This window comes from Nakamurella sp. GG22 (genome assembly GCF_052976845.2).
Genome location: NZ_JBRIIO020000003.1, coordinates 299,755 through 312,948 on the forward strand (window position 1 = coordinate 299,755; position 13,194 = coordinate 312,948).

Here is a 13,194-nt window from a genome sequence, read left to right on the forward strand (position 1 = left end):
CGGCAATGCAGATCCGAACGGATGACGAGCTGCGCCGGGTGGACGCGAGGTGGTTGGGGCCGCCCCGGGTGTCGTTCCCGTGGCCGGCGACGCGGTATGTCGCCTACGGCGTGGGGTTCGTGGTGTTCGTGCTGGTCGGGTGGTTGTTCGCCCGGTTCGTCGAGGTGACGTTCTGGACGATGCTGAACACGCTGCTGATCACCATCGGTGTCACCGGCTGGATCTGCCGGCGGATTGATGACGAACGGCCGCTGTCCACGCTGCCGGCCGTGCTGTGGGCCGAACTCGGCACCCCCCGCCGCTCCCCCAACGAACAGCCAGTCACTACGACGGTGTCGTGGGTCGGGTTGACGTTCGTGCTGACCGCGGCGACAGGACCGCAGGACCGGCGGCACCCACCCGGGCTGCTTAGCATCCCGCCGGCCTTACCGCGACCGACGGTCGGCCGCGAGCTGCGACTGACAACTGCGGAGGTGGTCGGCGATGCGGCGTAACCGAAAGACGAGGGAGGACAGCACCTCTGGCAGTGCAGCTTGGGCCGGTTGGGCGCGGACGGCGGCGCCCGGTGAGGCGCGGTTGCCGATGCGGACCCGGCAGGTCGTCGGGCACGTCACCCTGACCGGGAACACCGGGACGGCCTGGTACCGGTTGGATCCGGTGCCATGGTCGTTCCGCCCGGACCGGGACCGGGAGCAACACATCCTGAACCAGGCGTCGGTGTTGGCGGGCTTGTCGGGGCAGTTGGTGCGGCTACGGGGCACGCAGGTGCCGTTCCCGGTGCGGGAATGGGCGCAGGCGCACCACCGCCTCGTGACCGAACGGCAGGCCGCGTTCGGCGCCGTCCCGTTGCCGTGCTGGCCGGATCTACTGGCCGGCGAGCAACGCCAATTCCTCGGCGAACACCTCGCCGAGAAACAGGTCTACCTCGGCGTCGACTACCTGCACCGCTCCCCCCTCGCGCAACTGGCCGCCGGGGTGCTTCCCCGGTCGTGGCAGCCACTGGCCCGGGAACTGAACACCCAACACGGCAAGCTGACCGCGCTGGACACGTTGATGGCCCGGCCCGGGATGCGCGGGAAGCCGGTGACGGCGGCGCAAATGGCGTGGCTGCTGCACCGCTCCACCCACCTCGGGTTCCCCGCACCCCGACTCCGCTCGGAGCTGGATGTCGACGAGTGGGGACCCGGCGATCTCGCCGGCCTCCTCGGTCAGGTGTCCTGGGCCGCGGAACCCTTCGCCACCACCCTGAAGATCACCGGCATGGGGGACGGGCGCACCGTGTCCCGGCATGTCGCGATCCTGACCGTCGGGCGCATGCAACCGATGAGCATCCCGCAGGCAGATCTGCCGTGGATGGCGATCCCGGACCAGCTCGGCATCCCCTTGGAGTGGTCCGCCCACGTGTACGTCCGACGCGACCACGAGGTGCGAGAACACTTGCGGCGGGTGATGTCCCGGATCACCTCACAGACCAAGCACTACCAGGTCGAGCACGACCAGGACCCACCCACGGCGCTGCGGGATCAGCACGACCTGGCCCTGCAGGTGGAAGCGGAACTGGCCGACGCCCAGGATCTTTCGGCCACCCGGGCACGGGGGTGGTGGCGCCTCGCGGTCTCTGGCACCACCGAGACCGAGTGCCTGCAGAACGTGGAACAGGTGATCACCGCCTACGCCCGGCGGGTCCAGGTCGAACACACCTACGGCCAGCACGACCTCGCGCGCGAGTTCCTGCCCGGGGAGCCGGTCCGGATCCGCGCCCACCGGCGGGATCTCCCGGTCCGCACCGTCGCCGCGGGCGGGGCAGCGATCACCAGTACCGCCGGGGACCGGCGGGGATGGAACATCGCCCGCGCCGTGCTGGATGGGCGAACCCCGGTGATGTACAACCTGTGGGCCAACATGGAACGCTTCGACGTCGCCGGCTACTACCCGATCGTCGCCGGCCTCGGCGGCGGCAAGTCCACCCTCATCGGGGTGATCATCGGGAAGACCGGTGCCGCGGGGATCCCGTGGACCTGCGTCGACCCCGCCGGCCGCCTCGGCCGGCTGGCGCGCACCGCGCCACTGCGGGCGCATGCGCGGGCGTTGGACTTGGTGAACGGGCACCCCGGGTCGCTGAACACCTACCGGCTGGTCGCCGACCCCCACCCGGACGACTTCACCATCCACGACCTGGCCGACCTCGAGGACACCGACCTCGCCGCGCTCGGGGTCACCGCCGGGGACCTCGGCACCATCACCCTCGACGATCTCGATACGGACCGAATCGACCAGCTCCGCGGACGCTGGCTGCAACGGGCCACCGTGCGGGCACGGGCCGCCCGCCGCCGGTTGACGGTGGACTCGCTCACCCAGGTACTTCCTGCGTCGCTGGTCGTTCGCGGTGATCAAGCGCCGCACGTCACCACCGAGCTGCTGCTCGCGGCGACCCTGGTCGACGCCCCGGACGGGCCGTTCGCCGGCCGGCCGAAACACCCCGGCCTGGTCATCGAAGCGCTGCGGCAGTCCACGACCGAGCACCGGCAGGTCGCGTTGACGACGGCGGAGCTGCTGGACTCGATCCGGCACGAACCCTTGCCCTCCTTGCTGTTCCCGGAGCGGGACGAGCATGACGCGGTCGCGTTCGACCGGCAGCTGATGTTCTTCTCCACCAAGGGCATCGCCCTGCCCGACCAACACGTCGGGCAGGAGTATTGGGGCGACGAAGCCCGCCAGGGTGTGGCGATCCTGAACCTGGCGTCCTGGCTCTGTATGCGCTGGGTGTACGGCCTGCCCGCCGGGCAACGCAAGGGTGTCGCCCTCGACGAAGTTCACTTCCTCGAGCAACTGCCCTCCGGTCGGCTAATGCTCACCGAGTTCGCCCGCAACACACGCAAACAGAACCTCGCCGTCCTCGCCGCGAAACAGGAAGAGGCAGTCGGGTCGGACAACGACACCCTGCGGAACTTCGTCGGCGGCGCGTTCCTTGGCCGGATGGACGACGAACAGGCCGCGGCAAGGGCTCTCGGACTGGTGCAGATCCCCACCGGCGTCGGCTACGAACAGGCGCTGCTCGACCTGCCCCGCCCCACCGACGACCAGGAAGACGTACCCCGGCAGTTCCTGTTCTACTCCCGCGGCGGCACCGGGTTCAAAGAACTTATCGAGATCGCCCGCGCCGGTGACCACCTCGACTGGTTGTGGGCCGCACTGGAATCCGCCCCCGGCCGGGCCTTCCACCGGGCCGCATCATGACCGGCCCCGGTCGGCTATGGTCGGTCGCCTTAGTTGTCGGGCTGTTGCTCGTCATCGCGACGCCGCCAGCGGGTGCCGCCGCTCCGGTGGATCCGGTGGGCGGCGGGGTGCCGGATGCCACCGACTACTGCCGCCTCGCACCGCCCGCGGAGACACCGGGTGCGGGGGTGGCCGGGTTCCTGGACCCGCAGCAGGACTTGCCATTCGACGGCACCGCCCACGGCGACCACGGGTATGCCGGGTTCTTCTGGTGGTCCTATGACCCCGGGTGCCTGAACTCGGTCACCCAGCTGGTCGGGATCCAGTCCCCGTGGGATGCGTCCGGTGCCTCCCAGTCGACGCAGCTCGGGAACTGGCTCCTCGGCGGGGCCGTCCTGCTGGATGCGTGGGCCACCGGCATGCGGGCCCGCGCCCTAGACCCGGACACCTTCAGCAGCCTGGACACCTTCATGTCCACCGTGACCTCCGCGGGGTACGCGGTGCTGATCCAGCCGTGGGTGTGGCTGCCCTTGGCCATGCTCGGCCTGATCGTCCTGGCGTTGGCGATCCGCGGGAACCTGCCCGAGGTGCTCCGCCGGCTGGCCGCGGCGCTCGCCGGGCTGACCATCCTGACCATCGCCGCGGCATCGCCGATGGACCTCGTCCGATCCGCCGACCAGGCCCTGGTCGACGCCCAGCAACGCATCGACACCGAAGTGCTCAGCCGGCTCCCGGCAGATGTGCTGCCGCCGATCCAGCACTGCCAATTCGACCAAACAGCCCTGTTCGCGCCCTATTTCGACGACGACGGATTCCTCAAAGTCGCCGGCACCGCCTGTACCACGAAATACACTCCCGACCCGAAAGACCCGGTCAACGCCGAGTACGTGCGGCGGTGGCTGTACCCGGAAGTGTTGGTGCGCAACACCATCCAACGCTACTGGCAACAGGGCATGATCGGGTCGCAGAACCTGACAGGCCCGGACGCCGACCTGGGTGACCGGTTCCTCAACGGGCAGGCCGTCAACCTCAAACTGCCGGACCTGACGAAGATCGAGCAGAACGCGCCGGCCGGTGCCGTGTGGTGCACCTACCAGGACAACAAACAGGTCTGCGGCCGCAGCGAGAAACCCGGCCCACCCGGCAACGTCGTCGACGCCACCGAAGCCGCATACCGCTCCGCCATCGAGGACGCCGGCGACGAGATCTACCCCTACATCCAAGGCCGCGCCGGTAACCGCACCGCCGCCGGGTTCAGCGCGCTCGCCGCATCGGCCGCGGCTGCGCCGTTCCCGGCCGCCGCCTACACCGCCGTCCTCGCCGCCCGGCTGATCCTCCGCCTCGGCCTGGTCGCCGGCCTGTTCGTCGGCGTCGGCATGATGGTCCGCCCGCACCTGGCCCGGCGAGTGCTGAATGTGATGGCCGGCAGCCTGCTAGTCGTTTTGATGTTCAGCGCGGCAGGCGCCCTCATGACCTACCTGTCCATGGTCATGCTCAGCCCCACCAGCCTTGCCGGCTACCAGCTCGACCCGACCGCCGGGGTGATCATCCTCGCCCTCGCGTCCCTGCTGGCGTGGCTGCTGACCCGACCGATCAAACGCATCACCGGCATGTTGTCCTACGCCGCTACCGGCAACCCGCACCAGCTGTCCGAGCAGCGGCGCCGGGCGATGGTCGGCCTGGGGCGGCTCACTCCACTGCCCCGCTGGCGCCGCGGCCGCAGTCACCGGGTCAGCGACCCGCAGGAGAACCCGACCGGTCCGGTCACGCCGACCGAACCGGCCCGGCCGAGCCGCCCCGAACAGGTCACCGTCGTCCGACGCCGCAACAGCACGCTGCCGGCAGGCCCGCCCGGACGAGCGAAATCGGCACCCGCACCGGCACCCGTTGGGCCGGCGACCACGCCCATCCCCCGGATCAAACCAGCTTTCGCCAGCGACTCGACACGGACGGTCGGCCGACCGTCAGCATCCGAACCGACACGCGGCATCCCGGTGATCGCTACCGCGAACGGGCACCGAAACCCGGTCGCGGCCAAGCCCGGACCCGACGACCAGCCAGCCGTGGGCGACATCCACCGGCAGGTCTGGAACGGCCGCGGCTGGGTGCTCGCCGACGACGACCGCATCTTCCGACCCGCAGACCCCGAAAACCGGCCGGCCGGGCCCGCTCCGGACCAGCCAGCGGTGTTCCGCCCACCGGACCCGCCGCCATGGGCCGACCACGGCCGCCCCGAAACCCGCACCACCCGCTGGCCCAGCACCGTCGACGACCGAGGGGGACCCCATGAACACACGTAACGCCTGGCGCTGGCCCCTCCGGTCCCGAGGCCGACTCATCGCCCTGATCCTTGCCGGCCTCGCCCTGGCCTTGATCACCAAAACCATCCTCGACACCGGCGCCAGCACCGCCGCACCCGTAACCGGCTCAACCGGCGCACCCGCCGCGGAAGCCAGCACGACGGCGAAGGCGACACCGACCGCGATGCCGACTAAGGCGGAACAGTGCGCGGCGCAATGGGCGAAAGGACCCGACCGGGACGCCTGCCTCTATCGGGTCTACGGGTACACCCCCGCGCCCCAGCCGACCCGGAACCGGATCGACGGATCAACGACTACGCCGACCGTCGTTGGCGTTCCGATCCCTACGACCGTCGACGGCGCCGGGTCGGGGTACCTGCCGGAAGCAGACCAGGCCGCCGCCCTGGAAGTCACTTCGCGGTTCGTCGATGCCTGGTACGCCGGTGGATCCGACCAGGCCTGGCGTGACCAAGTCAGCCGCTGGGCCGACCCCACCCTCGCCCGCGAGCTGCCGGGCACCGACCGCAAGGCGCTGCCTGGCAGCCGGCGCATCACCGAGCCCGTGATGCGTGCGTTCCAACCTGGCCTGGTCAGAACCGGCGTCGGCACCGACGCCGGTTCCCTGGCACTGACCGTGATCTACACCGACGCAGGCTGGCGCGTCGTCACCGCGACCGCGGAACCACGATGAACAGCCACCGGTCCACCCGGTGCGGGCTGCTCCTCGGCCTGGCCGGGGTTCTGCTCACTGGCTGCACCATGACCGGCGCCCGCGGCGCCACCATCAGCACCATCGCCCGAGACAGCAACAACGGCGACTGCCCACCTGCTGCCGTCACCGGCATGGCACCGGGGCTCGACCGGGCGCAGGAGGCCAACGCCAAGACGGTGGTCGGGGTCGCACTTGGTCGTGGTCTCGGGCCGACGGGGGCGGCCATCGCGGTCGCTGCCGCCCTAGCCGAATCCAGCCTGTACAACTACGCCAACGACGGAACCAGCACCCTCGTCGGTTCTGCGGAAGGACGGCAACTCAACGACGCAGAACGCGCCGTTGCACGCCAGTCGCTGACATACCCGCACGACAAGGTCGGCAACAACCTCGACAGCATCGGACTATTCCAGCAACGCCCGATGACCGGCTGGGGCACCCCGGTCGAGCTGATCAACCCCGCCACCGCGGCCGGCAAATTCCTCGACCAGATGGTGCAAGTAGCTACTTGGCAAACACTCTCACCGTGGACCGTTGCCCAGAAGGTGCAGGGATCACCGTCCAGCGACGGCGGGATCTACCGCGACTCCTACCAGCGGGCCAGCGATATCGTCGCGTCGCTGGACACGGCGCCGACAGCGGCCAGCAGTCGAGCGGTCGCCGTGGTCCAGGCCGTGACCAGCGCGAACTGCGGCCAACCGGTCCAGGCGGCGTCCGCTGGTGGCGGATCAGCGGCCTGGGGTGGACACCAGAACGGGCGAATCCCGGGCAGCGCGCTCTGCCCCGTCGCATCGGCGCCAACCCTGCAGCTCGAATGCGGCGCCGCGAAGGCGTTTGGCCAGCTCAACACCGCCTTCAAAGCAGCCATCGGACAGAGCATCGGCATCACCGACGGCTATCGCTCCTACGACGAACAGGTCCAATGCCGCCTGGAGAAGGGCAGCCTGTGCGCCAACCCCGGCACGTCGAACCACGGCTGGGGCAAAGCCGTCGACATCGGCGGCTGCTGCGGCGTCAACACTGGCGTCGGCGCCGCCTTCGACTGGCTCACCACCAACGCCGGCCGCTATGGCTGGCACCACCCCGCCTGGGCTCAAGCCGGCGGCTCCAAACCCGAACCCTGGCACTGGGAGTACGGGAGCATTTCATGATCGGGCCAGCGGCCGCGGAACGGTCCGGGGCCGCCACACAGAATGGAAGGACTGTCATGACCACCACGGAAACCGTTGCGACGTCCGGAGAACGCTCATCGACGGCCGACCAGTCACCGCGTTTGCTGACTGTCGCCGAAGTCGCCGGGCGTCTTCGGGTCCACCGATCGACGCTGGTGCGTTGGGCCGATGCCGGCGTCGGTCCGACACCGATCCGGCTCGGCCGCCCGGGCCTCAAGTCCACAACGGTCAGGTTCGACGCCGATGACGTCGAACGGTGGCTCGGTACGCGCGGGCTGCCCTCCCATCGGTGATTGATCATGCGCACACCCCCGCCGGGCGTTGCCTTGACGGCGGATGTCATGCGCCGCAATTCGGGATACGTAGCGCGCGTCCGATGGTTCGAGCCTGGGACACGGATCCGGCGGTCGCGGTCGTTGACCTGCCAGACCGAGGACCAGGCCGCCGCGTTCTTCGAGCGAATGCAGGCGGCCGTCGCCACCGGCATGGACCCAGGGATCACCCTCGGCGACTTTGTCGCCTCGCTCGGCGAGCGGTGGATGCGCGGCATCGATGGGACGAGCACAGCCGACCCGTACCGGGCCGGCCTGAGCAAGAGGATCGTGCCGGCTCTGGGTCACCTACCGGTGCGGCTGATTACCGCCGGCCTGATAGACCGCACCATCGACAGCTGGGAGTTGGAGTGCGGCTCGTCGACACTCAAGAACACAGTCGCCGCCTTGGTGAGAGTGCTCGACGAGGCCGTCCGCGACGGGTTGATCCCGACCAATCCTGCCCGCAGTCGATCGCGTCGAGCGTGGAACAAGGTCAACGACCGAACGGCGAGTCCTCGGTCGCAGGCGCTCGCCGACTTGCCCACGCTCATGAGGTTGGTTGCGGCGGTGAGCGAGGTCGAGCCGGTCTACGGGACATGGGTCATGCTGTGCGCTCTGCTGTCCGCGCGCGGCTCCGAGGTCAACGGGCTGTTGGTCGGTGATGTCGACCTGATCGCCGGGCTCGTTCACATCCGCCGGCAGGTCTATCCGGGTTCGGGGGGCCTGGTCACCAAGCAGACCAAGGGCCGGGCGGCCCGCACTGTCCCGGTCCTGGAGCCGCTTCGGCCGGTTCTCCACTTTTGCGTGGACGGTCGGCCGGCCAACGCGGCACTGGTCCGTGGGCCGAAGGGCGGCGTGATCACCACCGCTTCCCTTCGCCGCGCGACGAACTGGAATGTGCTGGTCACCGGGCTCGGGCTGGCCGGACTTCGCCGCCACGACCTGCGGCACACCGGCGCGACCTGGATGGCTGACGCCGGGGTCCCGCTGCACGTGCTGCGGGAGATCCTCGGGCACCGCTCGTTGGAGACTACGAGGGGCTATCTGCACGCGGACACCCGGCATTTGACCGACGCCGCAACAGCCGTCAACGCGTTCCTGAGCGCGTCCGGGTCACTAACTGGTCACACGGACGGTCCGGCGCTTCGGTTCATCGACGGTCGGCGCTAGATCGAAAAAGGCTCCCCACCTGCGGTATGAGGTGAGGGAGCCCATGCGTCGGGATGGCAGGATTTGAACCTGCGACCCCTTGGCCCCCGGGTGATGGGTAGATGCAGATGCACTGGGTTGCAACATAATTGGCAAGTGCGAGGCGGTGTCAGGTGTGCGTCGTGAGCTTCAGACGGATTGTGTTTGGTCACTGCCGTGGTCACTCATTGACCAGGTGCCGAGTGGGTCTGGGGGCCACGCGTTGCCGCGGTGCCCGGCGGATTCCAGCTCCCCTGTCACAATTCTGGTCGCACGCGCTCCGGGGCCAGGCCTGATGGCGAAGACGCTTTCGAGGTCTGGGTGCAGGTGTCCAGTGGGGGTCGGCGCCTCCATAAGTCACCGGGAACCGCCCGTCCGATGACCTGCGGGTCCTATCCGCGCCGCTGCAACGGCGCGGGCACGTACAGACCGTCCCGTTCTGCGCGGACGGCTGCGAGTGTCCTGGTCGGTGCGTCGAGTTTGCCCAGGATGTGCTCCAGGTGGGCGGCCACGGTCCGCGGCGCCACGACGAGGGTGCGAGCGATTTCTTGGTTGGAATACCCCTCGACAAGCAGGCCGAGTACTTCCATCTCCCGCGGGGTGAGCCCGTGCAAGTCGCTCGCCGGTGACAGCAGGATCAGGCCAGTGAGGCCGGGCGGCGCATCCTCCGGCGTCCGGAGGACGGTGACGCGAACGTGCCCCTCCAAGGCATGAGGATCGCCTCTGGGCCACAAATAGGACGAATAGACGTGTCCGTCAGCGATGCTCTCGGCGGCCACGGCAAGGAGTGGGGACCCGGGGCAGAGAAGCGCATCACCACGCATACCCGGCAGCAACCCGCAGCTGCCGTCCGCCTGTAATACCGCGCCCGCCATGGCATCTCGGACCAGGCGGGCAGCCGTGACCAGCGAACGCATCGGGTCGATACCGTGCGCGAGGACCGGCGCCAGCCGCCCGAGTCGGTGGCGCGCGGTCGGCGACGGAGGCTGTCGACCCCCGGACAGCAGCGCAAGGAAACCGACGTGCCGCCCGGAGGGTACGAACAGCCCGACGGCCAGGGCCTCGTAGATTCCCGTTGGGTGAAGGCAGTCGGCCCAAGTCGGCAGTTCCTCGGCCGGATAGGGCAGATCGGATGGGCTCAACGGCGGACGCTCGCGATCCGTCCCGGTGACCTCGATGTCGTGAGCCATCAACGGGCCGGACAAGAAGTCGACGGTTGGGTCATCCAGATCGACGCTCGCCAGGCTGTGGTATCCGTCGCCCAGCGGGTCGGCCAGCGCCAGCCATGCGCCATCGAACGGGACGAGCCGGCGGAGGACCGCCAGCAGCGCCTGCGCACGCTGGGCGGAAGTGCCGGCCGAGTCGGCGCTCTCGGTCAACAACAATTCCCCAGCCTGATCCGAGCGCATGAACGACCTCCGGCGAACTCCACCTGTGCGCCCGGCCATGACCGAGGCTGGTGGACTGAGCGGAACGGACACCGACCAGGTACTGGTACCCAGGAATCACTGGCCCACCGCGCGCGCCGTGACGTAGAACCAACGGCCCCTGAGGCCTGGCCTACGACCGGACGGCCCCCCTTGCCCAGGGCGATAACGTGACGTGTGGACCTGCGCCAGCTCAGGTACTTCCTCGCCGTCGCAGAGGAGCGGCGCTTTTCTGCTGCCGCCCGCCGGCTGCACATCGCCGCTCCGTCCCTGTCTCAGCAGATCCGTGTGCTGGAGCGCGATCTGCGGGTGACACTCTTTGACCGCACTCCACGCGGAGTGGAGCTCACACCCGGTGGGCGAGTTCTGGCGGAGCGGGCGCGGGTGATTCTCGCGGAGGTCGAACGCGCCCGCGAGGACGTGCGATCGGCCGGCCCGTCGGGGCGAACGCAGGTGACCTTACGTGTGTGCACCATGGCCGAGCGGGTCCTCGACGGCCCGCTACGAGCGGTGGGTGCCGCGATTGCCAATGTCGACGTCTTCGTGACGTCCAGCCCGGGCGACGACGCCGTGGAGGCGGTCCGGCAGGCCCGAGCCGATGCGGCGGTGGTGTGGAGCAGGCCTCGGGAGCATCGGGATCTCGACGGCATCGTCCTCGGCTCGGTGCTCTTCGGCGTCGTCCTACCGCGGGGTCACCGGCTCGCCGAGCAGACGGAGATCCCCGTTGCGGAGCTGGCCCAGGAAGCCCTGGTGATGTTCCCGTGGTCTCCGTTCGCCGGTATCTGGCAGCCCATCGTGGATCACCTGCTACCGGCGGGTGCACAGCCGGGGCAGGTGGTCGTCGAGCCGGACCTCATCAACAGCCCGGAGGCGATGCTCCGGGCCGTGGCGGCGGGGGCCGTCATTGCCCCGGGCATTCTCGGGGTGGCAGAACACATGGACGTCAGCGGAGTTGTCGTGCGCCCCCTTGATCCTGCGTTGTTCCTAAACTTGGAGGCAGTGTGGCGGCGGCCCGCCCGCCCCGCCGTCCGCCGCCTCGTCGAGGCACTCGCAGAGGCGGCGGACAGCCCGGACGCCCTCGTCTCGGCCCGCCGTTGACCCTCGGACGGGCCGGTGGTCAGGGCTTCAGGACGATCTTCTCGCAGTTGTCCTTCTTGTTTTTGAAGATGTCGTAACCGCGGGGTGCGTCGGCCAGTGGCAGGCGGTGGGTGATGACCCGGGTCGGGTCGAGTTCGCCCCGCTCGATTCGCTCCAGAAGTGGGCGCATGTACCTCTGCACGTGACACTGTCCCGTGCGCAGGGTGATCGAGCGGTTCATCCATGCCCCGGCCGGGAATTTGTCGATGAACCCGCCGTACACACCGATGACGGAGACGATTCCGCCGCTGCGGCAGGACAGGATCGCCTGGCGCAGGGCGTGCGGCCGGTCGGTTTCAGAACGGACCGCCTGTTTGACCCGGTCATAGAACTGCACATGCGCGGCGCCGTGCGTGGCTTCCATGCCGACCGCGTCGATGCACTTGTCCGGGCCGCGGCCGCCGGTCAGCTCCAACAGCGCGGACCGCACGTCGGTGTCGGAGTAGTCGATGGTCTGGTAGCCCTGAGAGGCCGCCATGGCCAGTCGGTACGGGACGTCGTCGATGGCGATCACCCGGGCGGCCCCGAGAACGCGCGCACTGTCCATCGCGAACTGGCCCACGGGTCCCGCGCCCCAGACCGCCACGACGTCGCCGTCCTGGATGTCGCACAGCTCGGCACCCATGTAGCCGGTGGGCAGGATGTCGGACAGGAAGAGCACCTGCTCGTCGGCCAGGTCGCCGTCGATCTTGAGCGGATTGACATCGGCGAACGGCACCCGCGCGTACTCCGCCTGGCCGCCGGCGAATCCGCCGGTCAGATGGGAGTACCCGTAGATGCCGGCGACCGGGTGACCGAACATCTTCTCCGCCATCCCTGCGTTCGGGTTGGTGTTCTCGCAGCAGGAGTACAGCTCGGCTTGGCAGGCCAGGCAGGCGCCGCAGGCGATCGGGAACGGGACGACGACACGGTCGCCGACCCGTAGCTTCGAACCGTCGACACCAGGCCCGACCTCCACGACCTCGCCCATGAACTCGTGACCCATCACGTCGCCCTCCTGCATCGTCGGCACGTAGCCGTCGAGCAGATGCAGGTCCGAGCCGCAGATGGCGGTAGAAGTGATCCGCACGATCGCGTCGCGGCGGTTGAGAATCTTCGGATCAGGCACATCCTGCACCTCGACCTTGTTCGGTCCGATCCAGCAATTGGCTTTCACGTCAAGACCTCCTTGCGCTCCTCATCGGTCAACGGCCGGGCGGGGTGCTGCGGGAATTCACGGCGGGCCCGCTTTCCCCAAGGGGCGCCGTCGGAGCGGACGACCTCGCCGGTTTCCAGAACCTGCTTGAACCAGCGCAGATCGTCGTCGAGCTGCTGGGACGGGTCCTCGCCGAAGTAGCGGGCGACTGCGCGCCCGAGACCGCCTCCGGGCGGGTCGAAGGTGAGCATGACGTGCACCTCAGTGCCGCGCGCACCTGGGGCGGGAAGGAATCGGACGACGCCGGAGTTCGGCACGTCGGCGCCATCGATCGAGCGCCAGGCGATGCTCTGCCCCGGTATGTCCTCGGTGGTTTCGGCGTCCCACTGGACGTCGTCACCGAACGGTGCGCTGGCCTTCCAATGAGTCGTCCGGTCACCCGTGATGCGCACATCCTCGACGTGCGCCATGAACGAGGGAAGCCGATCGAACCGGCGCCAGAAGTCGTACACCTCCTCTGCGGGCCTTGTCACGGTGGTGGTCGAGTGCAGTTCCATGCCTCTGGCGTCCCTTCTCTTGAACAGGGTGACTGGTGC

General features: G+C 69.0%; 11 protein-coding genes. 8 read left to right on the forward strand and 3 right to left on the reverse strand.

Features of this window, described 5'->3' with window-relative positions:
* The first annotated feature begins 5 nt into the window (after positions 1–5).
* The 7 genes from ACVBEQ_RS05600 to ACVBEQ_RS05630 all read left to right on the forward strand — a co-directional run bounded on the left by ACVBEQ_RS05600 (position 6) and on the right by ACVBEQ_RS05630 (position 8,881).
* Positions 6–494, forward strand: a complete 489-nt coding sequence (locus ACVBEQ_RS05600) for a hypothetical protein (RefSeq protein WP_447152423.1) — start codon at positions 6–8, stop codon at positions 492–494.
* Positions 484–3,237 carry an ATP-binding protein gene (locus ACVBEQ_RS05605; RefSeq protein WP_447152424.1) on the forward strand — a complete coding sequence of 918 codons (2,754 nt, stop codon included), beginning with the start codon at positions 484–486 and terminating at the stop codon, positions 3,235–3,237. The genes ACVBEQ_RS05600 and ACVBEQ_RS05605 overlap by 11 nt, the downstream gene beginning before the upstream one ends.
* The gene (locus ACVBEQ_RS05610) at positions 3,234–5,516 is read left to right on the forward strand and encodes a hypothetical protein (protein WP_447152425.1); all 2,283 of its coding nucleotides are present in this window, start codon (positions 3,234–3,236) and stop codon (positions 5,514–5,516) included. The genes ACVBEQ_RS05605 and ACVBEQ_RS05610 overlap by 4 nt, the downstream gene beginning before the upstream one ends.
* Positions 5,503–6,207: a hypothetical protein gene (locus tag ACVBEQ_RS05615; RefSeq protein ID WP_447152426.1), complete on the forward strand. Its 705-nt coding sequence runs from the start codon at positions 5,503–5,505 to the stop codon at positions 6,205–6,207. The genes ACVBEQ_RS05610 and ACVBEQ_RS05615 overlap by 14 nt, the downstream gene beginning before the upstream one ends.
* Positions 6,204–7,376, forward strand: a complete 1,173-nt coding sequence (locus ACVBEQ_RS05620) for a M15 family metallopeptidase (RefSeq protein ID WP_447152427.1) — start codon at positions 6,204–6,206, stop codon at positions 7,374–7,376. The genes ACVBEQ_RS05615 and ACVBEQ_RS05620 overlap by 4 nt, the downstream gene beginning before the upstream one ends.
* 56 nt (positions 7,377–7,432) lie before the next feature.
* Entirely contained in the window at positions 7,433–7,690 is a 258-nt protein-coding gene (locus ACVBEQ_RS05625) for a helix-turn-helix transcriptional regulator (RefSeq protein ID WP_447152428.1), read from the forward strand.
* 123 nt (positions 7,691–7,813) lie between these two features.
* Positions 7,814–8,881 (forward strand): site-specific integrase, encoded by a 1,068-nt coding sequence (locus ACVBEQ_RS05630; RefSeq protein ID WP_447152429.1) that lies wholly within the window; start codon positions 7,814–7,816, stop codon positions 8,879–8,881.
* A gap of 410 nt (positions 8,882–9,291) precedes the next feature.
* Here the strand turns inward: ACVBEQ_RS05630 and ACVBEQ_RS05635 are convergent, their stop codons facing one another.
* Positions 9,292–10,308 carry a helix-turn-helix transcriptional regulator gene (locus tag ACVBEQ_RS05635; RefSeq protein ID WP_447152430.1) on the reverse strand — a complete coding sequence of 339 codons (1,017 nt, stop codon included), beginning with the start codon at positions 10,306–10,308 and terminating at the stop codon, positions 9,292–9,294.
* A gap of 195 nt (positions 10,309–10,503) precedes the next feature.
* Here ACVBEQ_RS05635 and ACVBEQ_RS05640 point away from each other — a divergent pair, with 195 nt between their 5' ends.
* The gene (locus tag ACVBEQ_RS05640) at positions 10,504–11,424 is read left to right on the forward strand and encodes a LysR family transcriptional regulator (protein WP_447152431.1); all 921 of its coding nucleotides are present in this window, start codon (positions 10,504–10,506) and stop codon (positions 11,422–11,424) included.
* 19 nt (positions 11,425–11,443) lie between these two features.
* On the opposite strand, the gene ACVBEQ_RS05645 is transcribed toward ACVBEQ_RS05640, so the two are convergent.
* Entirely contained in the window at positions 11,444–12,619 is a 1,176-nt protein-coding gene (locus ACVBEQ_RS05645) for a zinc-dependent alcohol dehydrogenase (RefSeq protein ID WP_447152432.1), read from the reverse strand.
* A complete protein-coding gene (locus ACVBEQ_RS05650; RefSeq protein ID WP_447152433.1) occupies positions 12,616–13,155 on the reverse strand; it encodes an SRPBCC family protein in 540 nt (179 codons plus the stop codon). The genes ACVBEQ_RS05645 and ACVBEQ_RS05650 overlap by 4 nt, the downstream gene beginning before the upstream one ends.
* Positions 13,156–13,194: the final 39 nt, after the last annotated feature.

What these genes read in the sequence shown, in the direction of transcription:
- ACVBEQ_RS05650 (WP_447152433.1), bottom strand. Translation starts at nt 13,155, where the DNA reads ATGGAACTGCACTCGACCACCACCGTGACAAGGCCCGCAGAGGAGGTG.
- ACVBEQ_RS05610 (WP_447152425.1), top strand. Translation starts at nt 3,234, where the DNA reads ATGACCGGCCCCGGTCGGCTATGGTCGGTCGCCTTAGTTGTCGGGCTG.
- ACVBEQ_RS05615 (WP_447152426.1), top strand. Translation starts at nt 5,503, where the DNA reads ATGAACACACGTAACGCCTGGCGCTGGCCCCTCCGGTCCCGAGGCCGA.
- ACVBEQ_RS05605 (WP_447152424.1), top strand. Translation starts at nt 484, where the DNA reads ATGCGGCGTAACCGAAAGACGAGGGAGGACAGCACCTCTGGCAGTGCA.
- ACVBEQ_RS05635 (WP_447152430.1), bottom strand. Translation starts at nt 10,308, where the DNA reads ATGCGCTCGGATCAGGCTGGGGAATTGTTGTTGACCGAGAGCGCCGAC.
- ACVBEQ_RS05600 (WP_447152423.1), top strand. Translation starts at nt 6, where the DNA reads ATGCAGATCCGAACGGATGACGAGCTGCGCCGGGTGGACGCGAGGTGG.
- ACVBEQ_RS05620 (WP_447152427.1), top strand. Translation starts at nt 6,204, where the DNA reads ATGAACAGCCACCGGTCCACCCGGTGCGGGCTGCTCCTCGGCCTGGCC.
- ACVBEQ_RS05625 (WP_447152428.1), top strand. Translation starts at nt 7,433, where the DNA reads ATGACCACCACGGAAACCGTTGCGACGTCCGGAGAACGCTCATCGACG.